The sequence below is a fragment of the Nitrospirota bacterium genome (assembly GCA_030645475.1).
GTDB lineage: Bacteria > Nitrospirota > Nitrospiria > Nitrospirales > Nitrospiraceae > Palsa-1315.
Map to the genome: position 1 here is coordinate 274,208 of JAUSMA010000060.1, position 22,847 is coordinate 297,054.

Consider the following 22,847-nt stretch of genomic DNA (forward strand, 5'->3'; position numbering starts at 1 on the left):
CTCATTCAGTTGGATTGTAAGTGTGGTCTGGTGATCGAGGAGGCTCAACGTTGCTGAGGCTCAAATACTCCTTCAAGAACTGGTAGGCCTCCAGCATGCGGCGTAACTCCGGCTCGGCGCTCCGGTCGCCGTTATTCGAATCGGGATGAAGCTGTTTGGCCTTGTGGCGGAACGACGCTGTGACTTCGGCGAGCGAACTGCCGAACTCCACGCCCATCGCGGCATAGGCATCCATTGCGTTGTTGATGCCGCTGGGTCCTTGTGATGGGTCGCCTCCCCCACCTGCGGCTTTCAGCATATCGGCCAGGCTAACTTTCTTGCGGCGGCGACGGGGGCGCTCCCGAATCTCGCTATCGAAATCGTCCCAGCGGTCTTCGACAAACTCGAGCCGGGATTCCAGGCGCATGGCGCCGGAAAGATCGCGAATTTCCACAAGCTCTTCTTCAATCTGGACTAGGGTCTTGATGATTTCCTCCAGCCCCTCTTCCACACGAAAGAAGCTATCGACCCGCTCCTGCATCATCGTGTCGACAGCGAGTTCCAGGCTCTCTTCGGCCTTCGGGCGCAACGAATCGATCCGTCGCCTCATCCCGCTCTGAAACTTAATGAATTTGCTTTGTGAAAATGCCATCTGAACCGGACTCGCTCCCTGGGCGCGCATTGTAGCACAGCCAGGTTGCGTGCCAGAAGGGCCCTGGAAATAGCGTGATCGGCACGGGTGACTGGTCAGCGTGAGACGAAGTCGTCGCTGATTTTGGTGCGGCGGCGGGCGACGCCCGTATCACGTGCAGCGGCCGCCACGGCTTTGGCCACACGTGGAACGACGGCCTTATCGAACACGCTTGGAATGATGTAGTCCTCGCTGAGAGCCGACGCGGGAATGGTCTCAGCCAAGGCCTTGGCCGCAGCGAGTTTCATCGCTTCGTTGATGTCGCAAGCCTGCACATCCAATGCACCCCGAAAGATGCCGGGAAAGGCGAGGGCATTGTTGATTTGATTCGGGTAGTCCGAACGCCCGGTCGCGAAGATCCGGCAGTGGGAGGCCGCCAATTGAGGAGGGACTTCCGGGTCGGGATTGGCCATGGCAAAAACAATCCTATCAGGCGCCATCAGATCCAGATCTTCCGCTGTGACGACATTGCCGACGGATAAGCCGATGAAGACGTCGGCTCCCTTCAGTGCCTCTCGAAGTGAGCCTTGAGGGCGGTCGTTCGTCATACAGGCGGCGAGATCCGTTCGGCAGGCCCGCAGCTGGTCGCCGTCTCCTCGTAAGACGATCCCTCGAGCTTCACATCCGATCAGGTGAGAGAGGCCTGCAGCCAGCAACATTCTGCAGCAGGCGGTTCCAGCGGCCCCAAGACCGTTGACGACCACGCGGATGTCCTCAATCCGTTTTCCCGTCACAGTGAGTGCATTGGTCAATGCGGCCAGGAGGACCACGGCGGTGCCATGCTGGTCGTCATGCATGACCGGAATATCCAGGGTGCTCTTTAAGCGGCGTTCGATCTCAAAGCAGCGAGGTGAACTGATGTCTTCTAAGTTGATCGCGCCGAACCCTGGAGCAATCGCCTGAACCGTGCGGACGATCTCATCGGGATCTTGCGTATTCAGACAAATCGGCCAGGCGTCGATTCCCGCAAATTCCTTGAACAGCATGGCCTTGCCTTCCATCACGGGTAACGCGGCCTCCGGACCAAGATTCCCCAAGCCCAGCACCGCAGATCCGTCGGTGACCACGGCGACCGTGTTGCTCTTGCTCGTAAACGCATAGGCTTTGGTTTTGTCCTTTGCGATGGCTTGCGAGACACGGCCGACCCCTGGCGTATAAACCATCGACAAGAGGTTACGCGTCGTGATGGGAAACTTGCTTTGGACGTGAATCTTTCCGCCGAGATGCAGCAAAAATATTCGATCTGAGGCGGACAGGACTGTGACGTCAGGCAGCGCCCCGATCCGTGCGAGTACGGTTTCTCCATGCGATTCGTCCCGGACGTCGAAGGTCACGTCTCGGACCATGCAGTTGGCTGTAGCAGAGACGATATCCACCGCGCCCAAATTAGCTCCTTCCTCGGCTAAGACCGCCGCGACCCGCGCAAACATACCCGGTGTATTGGCGAGTTGGAGGCGAACGGTCAGGCGATAGTTGGAATAGGGCCCAATGTCGGTCATGGTTGGTCCTTCATCAACAGCCTACCATAGGGGGAGTTCGAGCCGGAAAAACCTGTGTATTCTTATCATCGGCTCGGCAGCAAAACACATAAATTCCTGGTTGACAACGGGGCCCATTTTCGCTAACGTTCGCCCGTTTACCCTACTTGGATGGGTAGACAGCATCCTAACACTAACATTCAAAGGGGGTGACATATTATGAAGAGCATCTTGATGGCAATCATGGCAGTGGCAGTGGCAGTGACGTTCAGCGCTCCTTCCTTCGCCGGTGAAGAGAAGAAGGATAAGAAGGACGAGAAGAAGGGCGGCCACGTCCTCGTGTACGGCGATGAGAAGAAGGACAAGAAGGACGAGAAGAAGGGCGGCCACGCTGGTACGTTCGGCGAGACCAAGGACGAGAAGAAGAAGGACGAGAAGGGCAAGTAATTACGACATAGGTCGTTTGTCTGATCAGACAAGCCTGACTTGAACGATTCTGAAGAGGCCTGCGATCGTGAGATTGCAGGCCTCTTTGTTTTTCCACTTATTGACCCTTCTCTGAGGCCGATGCTACCGTGAGCTATGAATAATCCATCTGACTCAGCCAAGACGAATCGCCTCGCTCACGAAACCAGTCCCTATCTCCTCCAGCATGCCTCGAACCCGGTCGACTGGTATCCCTGGGGACCGGAGGCCTTACAGGCATCGAAAACACAGAACCGTCCTATACTACTTTCGATCGGTTATTCTGCCTGCCACTGGTGTCACGTGATGGAGCGGGAGTCGTTCGAGAACGAGGCCATTGCTGCACTCATGAACCGGCACTTTATCTGTATTAAAGTCGATCGGGAAGAACGTCCCGATCTCGACGAGATCTACATGCAGGCCACGGTGACCATGAATCGCGGCCAGGGCGGATGGCCGATGACGGTCTTTCTGACGCCAGACCAGGAGCCATTTTTCGCCGGGACCTATTTCCCTCCCGATGACCGATGGGGTCGTCCAGGTTTTCCCGGCCTGCTCAAGAAAATTGCAGAATCATGGGAGAAGAATGCCGCCGCTCTCACGAATCAAGCGCGTCAATTGACCGAACGGTTGAAGAAGGAACTCAAGGCGGTATCGCCCGTTTCCGTGAGTGCCTCTGTACTGGATGAGGCTGTGAGTCAATTCCGCGAGGATTTCGACGAGCAGCACGGCGGATTCGGCAAGGCGCCGAAATTTCCACCCTCTGCAGGGCTCTCGTTGCTCCTTCGTTGTTATCGTCGAACGGGAGAGAGCCGCACGTTACAGATGGTGACTCGCACGCTCGATGCGATGGCGGCAGGAGGAATCTACGATCATATCGGTGGCGGGTTCGCGCGGTACTCTACCGATGAGCGTTGGCTGGTTCCTCATTTCGAGAAGATGCTCTATGACAATGCCCTGCTGGCCAAAACCTACTTGGAAGCCTACCAAGTCACCAAACAGTCCTCCTATCGCCAGGTTACAACGGAAGTGCTCGACTATATTCTCCGGGAGATGACCGATCCTGCCGGAGGATTCTACTCCGCGACGGATGCGGACTCAGAAGGGGTCGAAGGAAAGTTTTTCGTCTGGACACCGGCGGAAATCCAGGCTGTGCTGCAGAATGCCGAAGATACCCGAAGACTCTGCGCCTATTACGACATTACCGATCAGGGCAATTGGGAACATCGGAGCATCCCGAATCGGCTGCGACCCATCGAGACGGTGACGAAGGAGTTAGATCTCACCATCGATGAACTAGACGAAACAATCCATCGCGTGCGGCCCCTCCTCTATCGCGCGCGCCAAGAGCGAGTCCCGCCCGGACTTGATGACAAAATCATTACGGCCTGGAACGGCATGATGATGTCGGCGATGGCTGAGGCCGGCCGAGTATTTGGGAATAGCCGCTACATCGATGGAGCCATGAAGGCGGCAGACTTTCTCTTGCAGACGCATCGGACTTCCGATGGCACGCTCCTCCGCACCTCGAGAAAGGGCCGGGCCCATCTCGACGGGGTCCTGGAAGACTATGCTTATCTCGCAGAAGGGTTGATCGACCTCTATGAGGCCTGCGGGCAGGAACGCTATCTTGCCGCCGCGCTTCAATTGGGAGAACGGATCGTGGATTCGTTTCGCGATGAGGACCAGGGAGGCTTCTACACAACCGCGAAGACCCATGAAACGCTGATTATACGAGCGCGCGAGGGCGCTGATGGTGCGACGCCTAGTGGCAACGCCGTGGCAATCTCCGCCCTCGCCAGACTCTCATTCCACTACGATCGCCAGGATCTGCGCGAGGCAGCGATTGGCGGGATTCGTGTCTACGGCCGTCAGATGGCCCGGTATCCGAGAGCCTTCGCGAAAAGTCTCGCCGTCGTGGATCTCCTGGCGGAGGGACCTATTGAATTAGCGTTTGTGGGAGCCCCGAACGATCCAGGATTGGAGGCACTGCATCGCGCTGTGCGCGATGTGTTCCTTCCGCATCGTGTGATTGCCTCCAGCGATGGGACTGGCAAGCCGTCCACTCATCCCCTGCTCTCCGGCAAGGGTTTGGTGGGAGGAAAGGCTGCACTCTATATCTGTCGCAATTTTTCCTGCCAGCGTCCCCTCACCGATCCACAAGAGGTCACCGAGGCATTGCTGTCCGAGGCGCGACGAACGGATCAACCAGCCCAACAGACGCTGTTGCAAGGAACCGCATACCCTGGATCTGCTAGCCCTGAGGGGACAGCGCGATATGCCGCACGCCTCGTGAGCCAATCACGCTATGCCGGCCACATGGAACATGGATATGGCCCGTTCGGCAACAGCGGCTTCACGACATCCCGACTGGGATTCGGGACCTATCGGGTCGATACCAGGGAGCCGGAGCAGCGAGAGGCCATGAAGAAGGCGCTGCAAGAAGGCGTCAACCTCATCGACACATCGACGAATTACATGGACGGCGATAGTGAGCGCCTGGTCGGTTCTGTCTTAGGCGAATTGTTCAAAGACGGTGAGCTGACGCGAGAAGAAGTGATCGTTGTCTCGAAGATTGGCTATGTGCAGGGGCAGAATCTCAAACAGGCGGAGATGCGAGAGCAGGCCGGGTGCCCCTACCCAGACATGGTCAAATATGACGAGGGCATCTGGCATTGTATCCATCCGGAGTATCTAGCCGATCAACTCACCCTGTCACTGGACCGGCTAGGGCTTGCCACGCTCGATGTCTGCCTACTCCACAATCCGGAATACTTTCTGTCCGAGGCAGCCCATCATGAAGATGGCGATCTCGTGATTGCGCGGGAAGCCTTTTATCGACGGATTGAACAGGCCTTCACGTTTTTCGAGTCGCAAGTCACGGCGGGACGGATCGGTTATTACGGCGTGTCCTCGAATACGGTCACGGCAGATCCGTCGAATGCCGAGGCGACGTCGCTCTCTCGCCTATACGACGCGGCACGATCTGCCGCGAAGTCACTGGGCCTGGAGCGCCATCATTTCGGGGTGCTGCAATGCCCCATGAATCTCTATGAGGCAGGCGCCCTGATGACGCCTAATACCGGCATGGATCAGCAGGAGACAGTGTTGGAGTTGGCGCAGCGAGAAGGCATCGCGGTCTTGGTCAATCGCCCACTGAATGCCATGCCGACGAAAAAGAGCGGTGTGCTTCGGTTGGCAGATTTTCCGCTCCAAGGCGATCCCGTGGATTTCGAGCGACAATGTCAAATAGTTGCGACGCTTGAAGAAGAATACCGCAAGGTCATTGCCCCAAACCTTCAACAGAGCGGTCAAGGCATGGCCCCTGCCGACTTCTTCACCTGGGCTATTGAGCTGGCCCGCGTGCGGCCTCAGATTCAGGGGCTGGAACATTGGGAGCAGATCGAGCATCAAATGATCGCGCCGCATTTCAATCAAGTGATGCAGGCCCTCTCTCAACAGCTCACCGAAACAGCAACTGAACAGTGGGAGGCCTGGCGCAATCGCTATGTGCCGCAATTGCTCACCCTGTTGGGCGGACTCCGCAGAGAAGCGACCGAGCGGAGTCGCACGAGAACGGCCTCGATATCTGCAGCCCTCAATCCCCTCCTGCCCAAGGCGCGGCACAACGAGTCGTTATCACGAAAGTCCTTATGGGTGTTGGCCAGCACACCAGGAGTGACCGCGGTGTTGAATGGGATGAGGTCGCGAGGCTATGTTGAAGATTCTGTCGCTATCCTCAAGTGGGAATCGGTACCGGCGGTAGGACCACTGTACGAAGTGGTGATGTCACGATGAGGATGGTGGGTTTCTTGTGAAAGGCCTCAGCTAATTCCCGGTTCGCCCGCTGCTCTGTCAGACCTGCAATGCCTGTCTAGCCCAAAGCCCCTCCTGTATCTACCGGTTGTTGATGTGGATACGTCTTGTACTCAATGATTCGATTCGTGCGGCGACATCCCGATATTGCGGGGCCTCTCGCCTGAGCCATCGATAGGTCTCCAAGCTTTCAGGAATACGCCCGAGGGACTCTAATGTTCGCCCTAAGAGATAGAGGATCTGCACTTGTTCTTTCGACGATGCTGAGGGCACTTGGAGGGCTCGGCGAAATGCCTTGACAGCTTCGTCTTGTTTGCCAGTCCTCTTAAGACACAGCCCCATTTGTGCGAGCCCCTTCAACTTGTACATGGGGTCCTGCGCGGCTGTTTCAAAATGTTCCGCGGCTTGTTTAAACAAGCCCACGTTCTTGAGCGCCGTTCCTCGTTCATACGATTCCTGTCCATTCAGCGTCTCTGTCGAACTGGGAGCTTCGATGGTCGAATTATATATGGCTGGTGTCGTCGTACGGTTGTCCGGATCCGATATGACCTGGAGTGACACTCGATGGTCCTGCTGTATGAGGGGAGAATGGTTGGATTCATTCACGTTTGCGTTTCCTCTATCGTAGGAACCAAATAGCAGTAAGTCAGCAAGTTTCAGGCCATATAGGTCAGCTTGTGAATACGTTGTGTTTCAATGCGTTCCCCCTGCTCGCCTACAGCTGAGAATAGGAGAAAGGAGTTTGCCCAGGCATCATTGTTCAAAAATGCCCTCGAACCTTGCAAGCATGGGTGGAACTTTCAAAAAGTAACTTGTCGAAGATTCTGGCGATTGGCAGCAAACCACTGCATGGTCTTCTTAAGTCCTTCCCGAAGCGCATGCTTTGATTGAAACCCGAACAGTTGCTTAGCCCGGCTGACATCCAGGCATCGTCGAGGTTGCCCATTTGGCTTGGTACGATCCCATTGGATCTGGCCTGTAAAATCAGCATCTTCAGCAATCATGGCGGCAAGATGCCGAATTGGCACTTCCTCCCCTGTCCCTAGATTGACAGGCAGACTCCCCCCGTAACGTTCAGCAGCGAGCAGGATGCCCTCCGCTGCGTCCTCCACATACAAAAACTCTCGAGTCGGAGATCCATCTCCCCACAAGGTAAGGGTGGATTGGCCCGCTTCTTGAGCGGTCACACATTTACGTATTAAGGCTGGAATGACATGAGACGTTTCCAGATCAAAGTTATCGCGTGGGCCATAGAGATTGACCGGAAACAATACGATCGAATTGAACCCATACTGTTCACGATACGCCTGCGACTGGACCAGCATCATCTTCTTGGCGAGACCGTAGGGTGCATTGGTCTCTTCAGGGTATCCATTCCAGATATCGTCTTCTTGAAATGGAATAGGAGCAAACTTGGGATAGGCACAGATGGTGCCCAACGCCACGAATTTCTTCAGCCCCCGTTGTCGTCCGACTTCGATAAGCTGGGTACCCATCATCAGGTTATCGTAAAAAAACTTCCCGGGATTGGCTTGGTTCGCACCGATTCCCCCGACACGTGCAGCCAGATGAATGACCATATCGGGAGTGCTATCGCTATAGAGCTGTTTCACCGCATCCATCTGAACGAGGTCATAATCTTTGCTTCGGGGCACAACAATGTCTCGGCAGCCCTTGGCTCGTAGTTGCTCAACGACAAAGGATCCAAGAAAGCCTGCCCCTCCCGTGACGACCACTCGCTTATTCGTCCAAAATGACATCGCTACCTCTTTCTCTGGGTTCCTTCAAGCCGCTCTTGTTCGAGGGCAAGATCCGCATCCACCATCATATGAGCCAGTTCCTTGAATCGGACATTCGGTTCCCATCCTAGATCCCGCTTGGCTTTGCTCGCATCGCCGATGAGGAGGTCTACCTCGGTGGGGCGATAGTATGCTGGATCGATCTTCACATGCTTCTGCCAATCCAGCTGAAGACGACCGAACGCCAGCTCCAAGAACTCACGCACGGTATGCGTCTCCCCAGTCGCAATGACGTAGTCCTCCGGCTTGGGGGCCTGCAACATCATCCACATCGCCTGCACATAGTCTCCCGCGAATCCCCAGTCTCGCTTCGCATCTAAGTTGCCAAGAAAGAGATCCTTCTGAATGCCAAGTTTGATGCGTGCTGCCGCTTTCGTAATTTTGCGTGTCACAAACGTCTCGCCACGTCGAGGCGATTCATGGTTGAATAAAATGCCGTTACAGGCAAAGAGGTCGTAGGCTTCGCGATAATTGACGGTAATCCAGTAGGAGTAGACCTTGGCTGCTCCATAGGGGCTACGGGGGTAGAATGGCGTGGTTTCTCGCTGAGGAACATCCTGCACTTTGCCGAACATCTCACTCGACGATGCTTGATAAAACTTCGGCTTCAGCCCCGCTTCCCGAATGGCTTCCAGAAGACGGATCGTTCCGAGTCCGGTAATCTCGCCGGTATACTCGGGAATATCGAAACTCACACGCACGTGACTTTGTGCTCCCAGGTTGTAAATTTCATCGGGCTGAACCGTTCGAATGATACGATTCAGGGAACTTGCATCGTTGAGGTCTCCATACACCAAATGAAGCCGTCGATGGGGAACATGCGGGTCTTGATAAATAGGATCAATCCTCCCCGTATTGAACGAACTCGATCTTCGAATAATGCCATAGACTTCATACCCTTTCCCGAGAAGGAGCTCCGCCAGATACGATCCATCCTGACCCGTTATGCCACTAATCAATGCTTTTTTCACAAGACCACTCCTTAGTTTGCCTGGGGCGAGGCTGAATTATGTCTCGAATACCTGATGTTGTCTACCTGCGATAGCGCGTGGATAGTTCCCCGGACATCGCGCTGTGTCCCTACACCTATTCAGGTTACATACTGGTGTGCTACCAAGAATGACCGACTCGCATCAGAAGGGAAGCGGGTTCTTCTTGCACGCGGCCTTTGCTTCGCACTAGAATATGTACGTAACTGAGAGGATTGGTTTACCGTCCGTTTCGAAGCCTATGAGTATGCGCAGGGGTATCATCTTCGCCTATATCGTATGTGGCACCTTACTGGTGGCGCATATCATCAACGCCGTGATTGCGGAGGCGTTGTCAGTTCCGGTAGGTCTGGTACGACCAGCACCGATTTCCAACCAGGAGGCTGAGGTACGGACCTCAGTGCCCGCGATGGTTGAGCATATTCGGACGAGCGGACTTTTCCCCCTCCCCTCCGCCCCTCTCGGTATGAGCCCCACAGCAGAACCTGGTGCAGCCCTTCCCCGGGTTTCGTTAAATCTCGCGGCGAAGCTTAAACTGCTCGGAGTCGTGATCGGCGATCATGGAGGGGTCTCCGTCATCGTAGAAGAGCTTTCCAGTAAACGACAACTATTTTTCCAGTTGCACGACCACATACCCGATGTGGGAGAAATCAGTGAAATCCGTCGGGATGGGATGGTCGTTCGCCAGGGCGATCAGCAAGAGTTGCTTGAGCTCGCTGCCTCTCAGGTCGAGAAGCCCCTAGCTCCCCCTGTCACCGCGGGATCGGCCGTAGCGCCAGCGCCTGGAAGTCCTGTGCGTACCGTGCTCGATCGGAGAGATGTTGAACAGGCGATGGGCGATTTGCCCAAATTATTGTCGCAGGCGAGAGCCGTACCCTACCTGGTGAATGGAGCGATGAATGGATTCCGACTCGATTACATTGCTCCCTCAAGCTTTTATGAAAAGATCGGATTGAAGTACGGGGATGTCCTCCAGCAGGTCAATGGTGTGAATATTCGCGATCCTGGCACTATGCTGACTCTCTTCCAGCAGCTTCGCAACGAGAAGACGGTGAAACTTGACGTGCTGCGTAACAATCAGCGAACCGCGATGACGTTCGACATTCGCTGAGTCCGCTGTATCCTCATTTGCTTCAGCTCCTTTCTGCTTTCGACAGTTCGCTGTTATTCTGGAGCCTTAGTGAGCGTAGGGTGAGGCACAGCTCCCGTTGAACGGCGAGAGGGGATAGCCGTCATGGCTTTGTCGGCGATATCAGACAGAAACGCTCTCTGTACGTCACAAGGATCTGCGGTCTTGCTCCAAGGCCTGTGACCGTTCCGAGAAAGAACAATCTCATCATGGATATTCTGTAATGAACGACGAACACAGCAGTCGTCCGCTGCTAGGCACGATACTCGAAGACCGATTCGGCGTGCTCGACTCCAAATTGCTTGAGGCCATTAATATTCAAGGGACAAAAGGGGGTCGTCTCGGCGAAATCTTGATCCGACTCAGGACGATAACCGAAGACGTCTTGCTACAAGCGCTCGCGATTCAGTTCGAACTGCCCTGGCTCCCGCATCTTGACGTCAGCCAGGTCGACCATGAATGGGTCAAGAAGGTTCCAATCCACTTTGCGCGGCGCTATCACGTACTCCCCCTCAAAACAGAAGATGGCGCGGTGCTTGTGGCCACGACAGACCCCATGGAAACGGCGGCGCTGGACGACCTTCGTCTGTTGCTCGGACTTCCCATCAAACCGATACTGACGACCAGCCTTTCGCTCCTCGCCTGTCTGAATCGTGTCTATGACGACGCGGCAAGTCCTGCAGGCGCGGAGCAAGTCATGGAGGATATCGCAGCCAGTGAAAGTCTGGATCAAATTGCCCATGAGTTAGACGAGCCGACAGACTTGCTCGACGCGACGGACGAAGCCCCCATCATCCGCTTAGTCAACTCCGTCCTCTTCCAAGCCGTCAGACAACGGGCCAGCGATATTCACTTTGAATCGTTTGAACGGGGACTGGTCGTGCGGTATCGCATCGATGGGGTACTCTATCCCGTCCTTACCCCCCCCAAACATTTGCAAGCGAGCATCATCGCGCGACTGAAGATCATGGCAAGTTTGAATATTGCGGAGAAGCGATTACCGCAGGATGGACGTTTCAGGATTCGCACGGCGGGCAAAGATGTCGACCTGCGTGTCTCGGTGCTGCCGACCTCCCATGGCGAACGAGTGGTCTTGCGGCTTTTGGAAAAAGAGAACCGTCTGTTGAATTTGTCGGAGATGGGCTTCTCGCAAGACCGCCTGGGTATCATTCAGCAATTAATCCAATTGTCCCACGGCATCATTCTGGTGACCGGTCCGACCGGAAGCGGGAAGACCACGACCCTCTATGCGGCATTAACTCAGATCAATGCGCCGGACAAGAACATCATCACCGTTGAAGACCCGGTGGAATATCAGCTGGTCGGTGTCGGTCAGATGCAGGTCAATCCCAAGATCAATCTGACGTTTGCTGCAGGGTTACGATCGATTCTCAGACAAGATCCCGATGTCATCATGATCGGTGAAATCCGCGATCGTGAAACTGCTGAAATCGCCATTCATGCCTCGCTCACAGGGCATTTGGTCTTCTCCACCCTGCATACCAACGATGCCTCGAGCGCGGCCACTCGATTGATCGATATGGGCATTGAACCGTTTCTCGTCGCCTCCTCGGTGGTCGCCGTTTTAGCCCAGCGGTTGCTGCGGCAAGTCTGTTCAGACTGTAAAAAGCCCTATCAGCCGACGGACGAGGAACTCATTCGCCTCGGTATCGTCCCTCCAAAGGCGCGCCCCACCTTCTATCGTGGAGCCGGGTGCCCGGCCTGTTCTCAGACCGGTTATCGAGGTCGAACCGGCATTTTCGAACTCCTCGTCCTCGACGATGAAATCCGTCGCCTCATCGGCAACAAAGCGGATTCGGCGACAATTCGCCAAGCGGCGATGGCAAAGGGCATGGTGACGTTGAAAGATGAAGGCGCGGAAAAAGTGTTTCACGGGCTCACGACGACAGAAGAATTGATGCGAATTACCCAGCAGGAAGTCGAGATCTAGCCGGATGCCTGTCTACCACTATAAGGGCTATAAGAACGACGGAGGGTCTGCAACCGGCATCATCGACGCCGAGAGCCAAAAGGTGGCTCGTGTGAAACTACGGAAGGTCGGCGTATTTCCCACCGATATGGTGGAGCAAGGCACTGCCTCGAGCGAAGACACTCCTGGCAATTCTTCCTCGGCGATCGGTCGCTCCCCTGCCCTCAGCACCAGCGATGTGGCCATGATGACCAGACAGCTGGCGACATTACTGGTGGCAGGTCTGCCGCTGGTTGAAGCGATCGGCGTGATGGTGGATCAAACCGAGAAAAAACCCGTGAAGAGCCTGATGGCCGATATCCGAGAAGGAATCCGTGGCGGCAAGTCCTATAGCGCGGTGCTGGAAAGCTATCCACGCGAGTTCTCTCAGATCTATGTGCACATGGTGCGGGCGGGTGAAGCTAGCGGCGCATTGGATCAAATCTTGTTCCGCCTCGCAGAGTTTCTGGAAAAGCAGTTGGCGCTCAAGCACAAAGTGACCAATGCCATACTCTATCCAGCCCTGATGTTGATTGTCGGGGTGTCGGTACTCTTTTTTCTGATGACCTTTGTCGTGCCGAAAATCACCGCGGTCTTTACGAGTTTGAAACAGGCCCTCCCTTGGCCTACGGTTGTCTTGATGAGCATCAGCCATTTTCTTGCCGACTATTGGATTGTGATACTCGGTGGAGTGGCACTTATTGTCTGGTCGGTGCGGCGAACCATGAACACGGAAGCGGGGAAGCTCAAGTCCGACCGATGGCTGCTCAAAATTCCACTCATCGGCGAAGTGGCCAGGATGGTCGCCATCTCACGCCTCACGAGCACATTGGCGACGATGCTGGCCAGCGGTGTGCAATTACTGGATGCCATGGATGTCGCAAAACGTGTCATGAATAATCGCGTGCTGGAACATGCCGTTGAAGGGGCCAGACAGAATATTCGCGAAGGGGAAACGATTGCCGAACCGTTGAAGCGGAGCGGTGAATTTCCCGCCCTGGTCACCCACATGATTGCGGTCGGTGAACGGAGCGGTGAAATGGAGGAGATGCTGCGTCGAATCGGACAAATTTACGATGGGGAAGTGGATCGGGTGATTACGCGGTTTACATCGCTGCTGGAACCCATCATGATTCTCGTCATGGGTGTATTGGTGTTTTTTATTGTAGTGGCCATCCTGCTACCCATCTTTGAGATGGGACAGATGGTTCGCTAGAAACCGTGATCAGTGAAGGGTGATACGTGATGAGTCAAATGGGAGGTGTTCGATGAGAGGCAAGGAACGGTTCGAGCGCGCGCAGATGACCTGGAGCAACAGGCACCGGATGCCGGGGCCTCACCTATCACCCATCACCCATCATCCATCATCCATCATGCCATATCCTCAGAAGTGAACGTGGCTTCACATTCATCGAGATCATGGTCGTGGTGGCTATTCTCGCGATCCTTGCCGCGTTGGTCGTTCCTCGCATCATGGGACGAACGGATGATGCCAAACGCACGGCCACTAAGGTGCAGATTCGCAATATCGAAGGCGCCTTACAACTCTATAAACTCGACAACGGTGTCTATCCCTCAACAGAACAAGGCTTAAAGGCTTTGGTCGAAAAACCTTCGGTCGGGGTGATCCCGAAAAAGTGGAAGCTCGGAGGTTATCTCCCGAAGCTGCCGGAAGACTCCTGGCAAAATCCATACAAATATTTGAGTCCCAGCCCGAAAGGCGATTACGAGATCATCTCCCTCGCCACTGATGGTGAAGTAGGCGGCGAAGGAATCAATGCGGATATTACCAATTGGAATCTCGATAAGGACTAGAAGATGTGGCAAGAGGCGAGGGGCATGGGGCGAGGGATGTGCGAGAAACATCTGTTGGCTCCCCTCGCCTCACGCCACGTGCCTCATGCCTGCCTGGCTACGGCAGGGTTTACGATCCTGGAAATCATCCTTGTACTCTTTTTGCTTGTCGGCTTGCTGGGCATCGTATTGCCTCGAATATCGCTGGAGGAAAACCTCGGCTCAGTGGGCCGGCGGATGGTCGGGACCGTGCGATCCCTTCAGGGCATGGCCATGTTGACCCAAAAAACGGTCCACCTGTACGTTGATCTGGATCGAGGAACCTATTGGCCGGTGATCCTGGATGGCAATCAAGAAAAAGTGCCGACCGACGCTACCTGGGCCACGCCGTTGAACCTTCCCGACACCATTCGCTTTTCAGACATGCTGGCAAGTCAGGGGAAAAAAGAATCCGGCCGAGTCGACCTGTTTTTTTATCCTACCGGAAGGATCGATCCGATGACGATGCATCTGGCGGATAAGAACAACAATATTCTGGCCATTGCCATTGAGCCCGTCACAGGAGCCATCCGCATGAGCGATGAACGGATCGAGCCCTCGAAGCCCCTCACCATTCCCGACCGTGTGAGACCATTACTTCAAACCGCGGTGGCAGTCAGATAATGAGCCGACGGTGAGAGTGACCGGGCACGCGTAGGATGCGCTATGGGAAACGAACGAGGGTTTACGTTATTAGAAGTGCTGATCGCGCTCGGCATTCTGGCGTTGGCACTGCCGATCTTGCTGGGGCTCCGCAACTGGGACCTCGATCTCCATGCGAGGGCCAAGGAACTCACGACCGCCACGGTCCTCGCGCAGGAAAAGTTGATCGAGACGGAGCTGGGGATGCTGTTGCCACTCGGTGAGACGGGTGGAGAATTTCAATCGATCCCTCTGGGATCGCAAGCCACTGCCGAGACCACGAATCGACCGGCCAATTATCGGTGGAAACGAATTGTCGCACCCACGCCATTACCGATCGTACAGGAAGTGAAGATCCAGGTGTTGTGGCCACGAGGCGCCACAGAAGAAATGGTCGAGGTCAGTACCTATGTTTTTTCGGCAAACTCCCCCCAGTAGTGAGGGCGGTTTCACTCTCATTGAAGTGCTGCTGGCCGTGTCTCTCGTCGCCATGATGGCGACCTTAGTCTTTGGATCGCTCTATGTCACGACCAGTGCGATCGATGCCGCAAGGGCAAGCTCGGCCAATGAACAGATTGTTCGAAGCACGTTACGCGTGATGACCGATGAGTTGTCGGTCGGCGTGAGCCTGACGTCTGGTCCTTGGATGGGGATCAACGGCCAGCAGGATGGTCAACCGGCCGATTCAATCGCCTTTCTTACGATGGGCCAGTTTCGAGGAGCGGAATCGACGAAAGATACCGAATTGGTTCGCATCGTTTATACCAGAGAAGGCGAACGCCTCCTTCGCTTTGTGCGGAGAAACCTCTACGGACTGACAGATGAGTCGGTCGAGCAAGTCGAGCTCGCCAGCAAGGTCAAAGCCTTCAACGTGCGTTTCTATGACAGCAAGAACAATCTCTGGGTAGACGAGTGGGATGGTCGTGGACGATCGGGAACTCCGAAAGCCTTGTTGATCGAACTGACGCTACTGCAAGAGAATGCCGAACCTCAGACCGTCCGCCAATGGGTCGCGGTGGGGGCATCATGACGGTATGGCCCATCACCTGGCTTGAAACATCGAAACTGAAAGGCCCTCTGGGCTGGGGGTTGGCGACGCTAACCGGCTTCATCCTCTCGCTGCTCCTGACATTTCCTTATGGCCCACTCCAGAGTCGTCTACTGGCTGAGTTTCATCGGGCGAGTGGATGGGAGGTGCGGGCCGCGGATTGGTCGGTGGGATTTCCCGCGTCCATTGAGTGGCGTGATGTTGTCCTCTCTGGCCCCACCATCGGGGCCATTCCACTTGAAGCCGTACGGACAACAATTGGAGTCTTTCAGGCATTGTTCGGCCGCCTGGTGATAGACTATGTCGTGCAATTACCAGGAGCAGCCCAGGTGGGCGCCGGGCGAGCCACCGGATCTCTCACAGCGGCCTCGTGGGGCTTACGTGGTCCAGTTTCCGTTAAAGGTCATCTCCAGCAAATGGAACTTGCGACGGTCCTGAAACCCTACGTCAGCCAAGGAACCGCCCAGGGGGATTTCATGCATCGATGGGATAACACGCAAGACGCCACGGCTGCCCTCAAGGGTGACGGAACCGTGAAGATGGAGATCAAGGACCTTGTCGTCGATCGAGTCACTGCCGGCTCTGCGGCAATGCCCTCGCTAGCGCTCGGTCGCATACAGGCGTCGCTCACCTGCCATGATGGCGTCTGCGATGTGACGGAATTAAAGGGTGACGGTGTCGATGGATCGTTTACCGCTCAGGGGCATGTCACGTTGCGGCAGCCGCTTCAGCAGAGCCTTCTGGATCTGACGGTGACGATCATTCCCGGTCCCGGGTTTGCGCAAAAAGCGGCAAGCCTGTCGTTACCGCCGTTTCAGCCCGGTGCCCCCTTAACGTTTAAACTGGCCGGGCCGATCATGAATGCGAGAGTAGCGCTGTAAGCACTCAGGGAAGTAGTTCTTTTCTCCTGTTCCCGAGCCTGGTACAGTACGGATAGTCTCGCGAGATATACGCACGTTGTGAAGACATTGAGGAGTACAGGTCGTTGTCGATGATTGCTGAATGTGTCGGGCTCGATATCGGACAGACGGCCTTCAAGGCCGTGCGATTCCGACGCCGCTTGAGCGGGCGTGAATCGGTAGAGTATTTCCACCGGCCTGTTCCCTATGGTCGACCGGAACAGATGGAGCCCGCGCATCGGGCGGGCATGCTCAGAGATTTTCTTTGGCAGCATGGCTTGTACGGCAGTGGAGAGATCGTCACGGCGCTCCCCTGCCAGGATGTATTTGTCCGAACCCTCTCCTTTCCCTTTCGCGATGCCTCCAAACTGGCGCAGGTAGTCCCCTTCGAAATGGAAAACCTGATTCCGATGCCCTTGGAAGACGTCACGGTCGGCAGTCTATTGTTGCCGGCGCGGGGATCCCAGGAAGGGACCGCAAAAGCCAAAGGGTCCGACGTCCTCGTCACCGCAGCGCCCAAAGAAAAAATCGCTGAACATATCCGGTTTATGGCCTCCGCCGATCTCAACCCCGCTGCGATCACCATTGACGGCATGGCCTTATTTTCGGTCAGCCAATTCCTCAAAGAGGAAGGGGCGCAAGTTCCAGGCGATATGGCGATTATCGATGTCGGGGCCTCGAAGACGACCTTGTGCCTGGTACATGAAGGTCGTCCGGTCCTGTTGCGGACTGTGCAATGGGGCGGGAATCATCTCACGCATGCACTCGCCGTGCGTCATGCCTGCAGCTTCGCTGAAGCAGAACGACGAAAGCGAGCCATGGCCGTGAACGAGGTCGACGCCTGGCTCGAACCAGTCCTCAAAGAATTGCGCGTCTCTCTCCATGCCTACGAAGGCAGCGTCCATCAACGATTAACCCACTGCTGGGTATCGGGCGGCGGTTCAAAATTGAAAGAACTGAGCGGGTACATGGCGCACCAACTGGGCCTGCAGCCTGTCGGGCCGCGACAAGGATTCGGATCGAGCTGTCCCCGCGCCTTTTCCATTGCATTCGGATTGTCGATCCATCCGAATATCGTGCGGCCACGCTGGAAATCGAGGTTGGCCGGATCTGGTCTCGTCCTGGACTTTAAAGCCGGAAGCCAGGATGTATCGGCCACAGGAGAGGCCTCGAAGCAAGACCGCCGGTTGGCTTTGTGGGGCGGACTCGTCCTGGCCGTTCTGGGTCTGATGGATCTCTCCACGCGCGTGATGCTCAAAGATTCGACGGTCAAGGACCTCAAGCGGGGGCTCCAGACTCAATACGAGCAAACATTTGGTCCAGGCGCCAGCCCCGGCGAAGAATTAGATCAGGCTCGGTATCGAGTGTCACAAATAGAGAACGGCCTCTCGGTGGTCGACGGGAGTCGCTATAACGTGTTGGCCAGTCTTGCAGAACTGGTCAAGCATGTCCCGCCAGGAGTGCCATTGAAAGTGCGAGAACTCACGATCGACGGAGCCAGTATCCATCTGGAGGGGGAAACGACAACTTTCGATGCCGTCGAAAAGATCAAGCAGGCCTTCGCGGCAGTCGAGGGACTACATGACGTGTCCATTAGTGACACCCGTGTTGGGGCTGTACCGAACCAAGTCGTATTTCGACTGACCTATACGGTGCAACGGCCATGAAACAGATGCTGAAAGAGCGGTGGCAGCATTTCTCGCAACGTGAGCGCATCATGGTGTCAGCCGGTGGAGCGGTGATTGTAGCAGTCCTCCTGTTCCTGCTGATCATCGATCCACTCACCGCGTCGATCGACAAACTCGACCGGCAGGCACGCCGGAAAGCGAAAGATAGCCAGGAGCTGGCGCTGGTAGCACAGGAATATCTGTCCAAGCAGGCGCGTATCGCCAAACTCGAGCAACGTATGCCGAAGCCGCCGGCGCAGTTTTCCCTGCTGGCGTTCATGGAAGAAGCGACGACGACGGCACAAATTCGCGATCGCATCGTCGGCATGCAGCCACAGGCTCCCCTGGTCGTCCAGGGCTATCAGGAAACCTCAGTCGACCTACGGCTCGACGGCGTCACGCTTCCCCAGATCCTCGCATTGCTCGTGGCCATTGAGCAGGCCCCCTACGACGTGCAGGTACACCATCTCCAGATGAAACCGAAATACGACAATCCAGTCAATCTCGACGCGACGCTGAAAATCGTGACCTATGCCAAGGTCTGATGAGCGTGGCATTGCCCTGCTGCTCACCCTCCTGGTTCTCACTCTCCTGGTTGCGCTGATTCTCGAGTTCGATGTCGAGGCGCGGCGTGAATACCGAGACGCCGCAGCATTTCGAGACAATTTTAAAGCGACCGTGCTCGCGCGTGCGGCGGTACAGGCTGCCCGTGGCGTGTTGCAGCAAGATTTCATCAAAGACAAGCAAACGGGAGAGTTCTTCGATGCCCCCACCGACATATGGGCCTTTCCCATCTCGAACTATGCCATCGGCGATGGAGTACTGAGCGCGCAAATCGAGGATGAACGGGGCAAACTCAACCTGAACGACTTAGCGGCCGGCGGAGATCTCATCGCCAAGAAGACCAAAGTTTTACGGTTCAAACGCCTCTTCGAACTCGTGCAGGTCAATCCGGATCTGGTGGACGCCATCGTCGATTGGGTGGATCAGGACGAGGTACCGGAAGCGTCCGGTGCAGAGGGCCCCTACTATCAAACCTTGCGCCCCTCCTACCGGGCGGCGAATGCTCCCTTGCAGACGCTCTTAGAGTTACGCCTGATCAAGGGAATCTCGCCCGAGATCATCCAGAAGATTTCAAAGCTGGTGACTGTCTATCCCCAAGAAGGAGAAAGCCGGGTGAATGTGAACACAGCCGACCTTCTGGTGCTTCAGGCCCTCGATCCTCGTATCACGCAAGGCGTGGCGTCGGATATTATCCAAGCGCGTCCCTTCAAGACCATTCAGGACCTCGATCGCGTCAGTAGCTTCGAAGCAGTTGGAAAGGAACTCCGGCTCCAAAACCTGTACGACATCAAAAGCGATCTGTTCCTGGCCCGTATGGTCGTGAGCGTCAACGAAGTGACCAGGAATGCGACCGCGGTGCTTCAGCGCAATGCCAGCACAGGAACGAGCTCGGTGCTGTACTACCGCGTTTTATGACGTCTGGAGCTTGCCTCATCGCCTGAACGGCACTCTCTGGTGCCCTCCCGATAGCCTCTTGAAAACGCCGACATAAACCTGATCCCCATCAAAAGTTAACAATTCTGTAACACCGCTGTCACGGATTCTTTATCTGTGTCCTGGATACTCCCTTGTGACAGGGCTGTGTTTTCATCGGCCCGCATGAGTCAAAAAACAAGGGAGAATGAAGCGTGCAGATCTGGCAATTTCCGCAACAATTGAAGGACAGAGGTGCGGTGTGTTCATGTGCCGTTTTGCGATCTGCCTCTATCGTGTGCCTGGTCCTCAGCTTGGGCACAATCAGTACCCTGACTGCAGTTGCGGCAGAACCGGACGTTATGGGACCTCACGGCGGTTTAATCGCCACACCTGTAGCCGACCCAAGCCAACGGGCAGGTGCCGGCCAGCGCGTCACCATTGAAAGTACCAATCTCGAAAGTCTGCTATTGGAAAAGGGCGTCATCACCCAAGATGACTGGATTCGCCTGAAAGCGGAGGAAGAACGGCGCGTCTTCGAGCAGACGCCGGAAATGCAAATGGCTGGCAATCCCCGCTGGTATGAGCGCATCCGGATCAGCGGGTACACCCAGTTTCGTATCTCCGCCGGACCCACCGACGGCAAGATGAGCATCCCTCAGGGCGATAGCAACGCAACCCACCAGCCGCGCGAGTTCTACTTCCGGCGCATCCGCCTCGTGTTCCAGGGGCAGGTTTCAGAACGGCTGGCATTCTTTCTTCAGGGCGCGTTCGAGGGTGACCAAGGAACTCAAAATATGTTTAATAAGGAAATTATCGATGCCTACGCCGACTACTACCTGACAAAAGACAAGATTCACCGGCTCCGGTTTGGTCAACACCGAGTGCCGAATTCCTTCGATACCTACCGCTCGAGCACAAATCGGCAGGAACTCGACCGGCATGAATCGATTCAAAGCGGAGCGCCGGGAGAGCGAGACCTCGGCATTGCGTATTACTGGAGTCCCAAAATCGCCCAAGAACGGTTTGCCCAATTAGCGGCCTATCACAATGGCCCTGGCGACTATGGCGTCTTCGGCGTCATGGTCTACAACGGGCAAGGTCGCAACAAACAGGAAATGAACGGCGACAAGCATGTCGGCGCACGATTGGCCTACCCATTTGAACTGCCGAACGGGCGACTCTTGGAAACCGGCGTGATGGCCTTTCGCGGGATTTACTCAGTCAGCGGCGCCGGTTCACCCACCAGCACCAGTTCGGCAGCGAAGTGTCACGATGCTTTAAATAAGGAGGGGGGTTGCGACGTCAACGATCAGCGCATCACTGCCTACCTATGGACGCCACCGCAACCTTGGGGACTACTTGCCGAGGGTACGATCGGACGCAATGCGAAGCGGAACGCGGGCAATAACACCATTGAAGAATCGTCGCTCCGAGGCGGTTATGTGCAAGGGTACTATACCTGGCAATACTCGGATGTCGGCCAGCTCACCCCCTATGTGCGCTTCGGTGAATATTATGGTGGAATCAAAGCAACCAGTGGCGCGCCAGACGGCCAATCGCGAACTTGGAACTTCGGTCTGGTCTGGGAACCGGATACCCACTGGAGGTTTGTCACCGAACTCATGTTAAAAGATGGCCTCAACGAGACTCTGGTGCGCAATCAGGTGCAGGATCAATACGATGCCTCCTTGTTGCGATTCCAGGCTCAGTTCTTCTTTAATTAATGGAACCATCTTTATCGATAAGAGAGGATATGATGATGAAACGCAACATCCATTGGCGAAGCTGGTCTGCTCATACAGCACATTGCGTTGCCCTTGTGCTTGCCCTCACGTTTTGGTTCCTGGGATACGAGATGGCTGCAGCAGAACAGGTCAACGCCCTGGTCCAATCCGGAAGTGACCCGATCACGGAACAGTACCAGCCGGCGCAAGGAATCAGCGGTCGAGTCACCATTGTCGGGTCTGATACGATGCAGCCTCTCATGGCGAAGCTCGCCGCCGCGTTCAGAGCATTTCAACCCAACACGAAGTTCGGTGTCGAAGGGCAGGGATCCAGCGAGGCCATACGCGAATTCATGCTCGGTCTTTCCCTCCAATTCCGTGGGGACAAGTCAGGGGGCAAAGGTACGCAAGGTGCCAGCAGTTCGGATCTATTGGCTTCGTCACGTCCACTCACAGACCAGGAGCGAAAGGGGTTTGTCAGCCACCATGGGTACGAACCCATCGGCATTCCCATCGCGATGGATGCCGTTGCCATCTATGTACACAACGAGAATCCAATTGAAAGCCTGACGCTCGAACAAATCGACGGCATATTCAGCTCGACATTGAAGCGAAGCAAGGGAGCACGCCTCACAACCTGGGGCCAGGTGGGGCTCAAGGATCGATGGAACCAGCAGCCGATTCATCTGTACGGACGAAACAAGAAGTCCGGGACCCGCGAATTCTTTAAGCACGTGGCATTGATAGACGGAGAACTCCATGACGACGTGCAGGAACAGCCTGGTTCGGCATCGGAGATCCTGGCCATCGCTCAAGACCCTCTCGCAGTCGGCTATGCCGGCGTGGGATTCCATAGCTCCATGGTCCGAATTGTCCCGCTCGCACAAGAGGCAGAGGGGGCGGCGATCCTGCCCAGCGCTGAGAGCGTGTCCAATGAGCAGTACCCGCTGGCGAGACCTCTCTATCTGTACGTGAATAAAAACCAGAAAGAAAAACTCGATTCCGTGGTGTGGGAGTTTTTGAAGTTTGTGAATAGCCGTCAAGGGCAGGAGACCGTGGCTCGAGCGAATTTTTACCCGTTGACCGCCGCACAGATTTCCAAGAACTTTGAACTCCTGGGGCAGAGTCTTGTGACGGCGCACAACGCCGCCGCGCGCTGACAGCTTCTCTCCGTTCTGCTATCGTATGAACGGAGAGGAGAGCACTGCGTGCAGTGACTCACCGCCATGGGAAGGAACAA

20 protein-coding genes are annotated in these 22,847 nt (G+C 55.6%); 15 read left to right on the forward strand and 5 right to left on the reverse strand.

The window, feature by feature from the left end; genetic code table 11:
• Window position 1: 1 nt before the first annotated feature.
• On the reverse strand, window positions 2-631 hold the full coding sequence (locus tag Q7U76_11600) for a DnaJ domain-containing protein (GenBank protein ID MDO8357025.1): 630 nt from the start codon (window positions 629-631) through the stop codon (window positions 2-4).
• A gap of 95 nt (window positions 632-726) precedes the next feature.
• Entirely contained in the window at window positions 727-2,169 is a 1,443-nt protein-coding gene (locus Q7U76_11605; protein MDO8357026.1) for an NAD-dependent malic enzyme, read from the reverse strand.
• Between the two features lie 198 nt (window positions 2,170-2,367).
• Between Q7U76_11605 and Q7U76_11610 the strand changes: the two genes are divergently transcribed.
• Both Q7U76_11610 and Q7U76_11615 read left to right on the forward strand, forming a co-directional pair.
• Complete coding sequence (locus tag Q7U76_11610) at window positions 2,368-2,595, forward strand: hypothetical protein (GenBank protein MDO8357027.1); 228 nt, start codon at window positions 2,368-2,370, stop codon at window positions 2,593-2,595.
• Between the two features lie 135 nt (window positions 2,596-2,730).
• Window positions 2,731-6,411: an aldo/keto reductase gene (locus Q7U76_11615; GenBank protein ID MDO8357028.1), complete on the forward strand. Its 3,681-nt coding sequence runs from the start codon at window positions 2,731-2,733 to the stop codon at window positions 6,409-6,411.
• Window positions 6,412-6,510: 99 nt separating this feature from the next.
• Here Q7U76_11615 and Q7U76_11620 read toward each other — a convergent pair whose 3' ends face one another.
• From Q7U76_11620 to gmd, 3 genes are all read right to left on the reverse strand, one after another.
• Entirely contained in the window at window positions 6,511-7,035 is a 525-nt protein-coding gene (locus Q7U76_11620; protein MDO8357029.1) for a tetratricopeptide repeat protein, read from the reverse strand.
• A gap of 194 nt (window positions 7,036-7,229) precedes the next feature.
• On the reverse strand, window positions 7,230-8,189 hold the full coding sequence (locus tag Q7U76_11625) for a GDP-L-fucose synthase (GenBank protein MDO8357030.1): 960 nt from the start codon (window positions 8,187-8,189) through the stop codon (window positions 7,230-7,232).
• Between the two features lie 2 nt (window positions 8,190-8,191).
• A complete protein-coding gene (gmd, locus tag Q7U76_11630) occupies window positions 8,192-9,199 on the reverse strand; it encodes a GDP-mannose 4,6-dehydratase (GenBank protein ID MDO8357031.1) in 1,008 nt (335 codons plus the stop codon).
• Window positions 9,200-9,464: 265 nt separating this feature from the next.
• Here gmd and Q7U76_11635 point away from each other — a divergent pair, with 265 nt between their 5' ends.
• From Q7U76_11635 to Q7U76_11695, 13 genes are all read left to right on the forward strand, one after another.
• Window positions 9,465-10,328 carry a hypothetical protein gene (locus Q7U76_11635; GenBank protein MDO8357032.1) on the forward strand — a complete coding sequence of 288 codons (864 nt, stop codon included), beginning with the start codon at window positions 9,465-9,467 and terminating at the stop codon, window positions 10,326-10,328.
• 241 nt (window positions 10,329-10,569) lie between these two features.
• Window positions 10,570-12,297 carry a type II secretion system ATPase GspE gene (gspE, locus tag Q7U76_11640; GenBank protein MDO8357033.1) on the forward strand — a complete coding sequence of 576 codons (1,728 nt, stop codon included), beginning with the start codon at window positions 10,570-10,572 and terminating at the stop codon, window positions 12,295-12,297.
• 4 nt (window positions 12,298-12,301) lie between these two features.
• Window positions 12,302-13,531, forward strand: a complete 1,230-nt coding sequence (gene gspF / locus Q7U76_11645) for a type II secretion system inner membrane protein GspF (GenBank protein MDO8357034.1) — start codon at window positions 12,302-12,304, stop codon at window positions 13,529-13,531.
• A 143-nt stretch (window positions 13,532-13,674) separates the two neighbouring features.
• Window positions 13,675-14,130, forward strand: coding sequence for a type II secretion system major pseudopilin GspG (gene gspG, locus Q7U76_11650; protein ID MDO8357035.1), 456 nt, complete (start codon window positions 13,675-13,677; stop codon window positions 14,128-14,130).
• Window positions 14,131-14,154: 24 nt separating this feature from the next.
• Window positions 14,155-14,772, forward strand: coding sequence for a hypothetical protein (locus tag Q7U76_11655; protein MDO8357036.1), 618 nt, complete (start codon window positions 14,155-14,157; stop codon window positions 14,770-14,772).
• Window positions 14,773-14,814: 42 nt separating this feature from the next.
• Window positions 14,815-15,228 carry a prepilin-type N-terminal cleavage/methylation domain-containing protein gene (locus Q7U76_11660; protein ID MDO8357037.1) on the forward strand — a complete coding sequence of 138 codons (414 nt, stop codon included), beginning with the start codon at window positions 14,815-14,817 and terminating at the stop codon, window positions 15,226-15,228.
• Window positions 15,200-15,820 (forward strand): type II secretion system protein GspJ, encoded by a 621-nt coding sequence (locus tag Q7U76_11665; protein MDO8357038.1) that lies wholly within the window; start codon window positions 15,200-15,202, stop codon window positions 15,818-15,820. The genes Q7U76_11660 and Q7U76_11665 overlap by 29 nt, the downstream gene beginning before the upstream one ends.
• Window positions 15,817-16,719, forward strand: coding sequence for a type II secretion system protein GspN (gspN, locus tag Q7U76_11670; GenBank protein MDO8357039.1), 903 nt, complete (start codon window positions 15,817-15,819; stop codon window positions 16,717-16,719). Before Q7U76_11665 ends, gspN begins: the two co-directional genes overlap by 4 nt.
• A gap of 110 nt (window positions 16,720-16,829) precedes the next feature.
• Window positions 16,830-18,404 carry a pilus assembly protein PilM gene (pilM, locus tag Q7U76_11675; GenBank protein ID MDO8357040.1) on the forward strand — a complete coding sequence of 525 codons (1,575 nt, stop codon included), beginning with the start codon at window positions 16,830-16,832 and terminating at the stop codon, window positions 18,402-18,404.
• Complete coding sequence (gspM, locus tag Q7U76_11680) at window positions 18,401-18,949, forward strand: type II secretion system protein GspM (protein MDO8357041.1); 549 nt, start codon at window positions 18,401-18,403, stop codon at window positions 18,947-18,949. The genes pilM and gspM overlap by 4 nt, the downstream gene beginning before the upstream one ends.
• On the forward strand, window positions 18,936-19,883 hold the full coding sequence (gspK, locus tag Q7U76_11685; protein ID MDO8357042.1) for a type II secretion system minor pseudopilin GspK: 948 nt from the start codon (window positions 18,936-18,938) through the stop codon (window positions 19,881-19,883). The genes gspM and gspK overlap by 14 nt, the downstream gene beginning before the upstream one ends.
• A gap of 359 nt (window positions 19,884-20,242) precedes the next feature.
• Window positions 20,243-21,607: a porin gene (locus tag Q7U76_11690; protein ID MDO8357043.1), complete on the forward strand. Its 1,365-nt coding sequence runs from the start codon at window positions 20,243-20,245 to the stop codon at window positions 21,605-21,607.
• Window positions 21,608-21,636: 29 nt separating this feature from the next.
• Window positions 21,637-22,767, forward strand: coding sequence for a PstS family phosphate ABC transporter substrate-binding protein (locus Q7U76_11695; GenBank protein ID MDO8357044.1), 1,131 nt, complete (start codon window positions 21,637-21,639; stop codon window positions 22,765-22,767).
• Window positions 22,768-22,847: the final 80 nt, after the last annotated feature.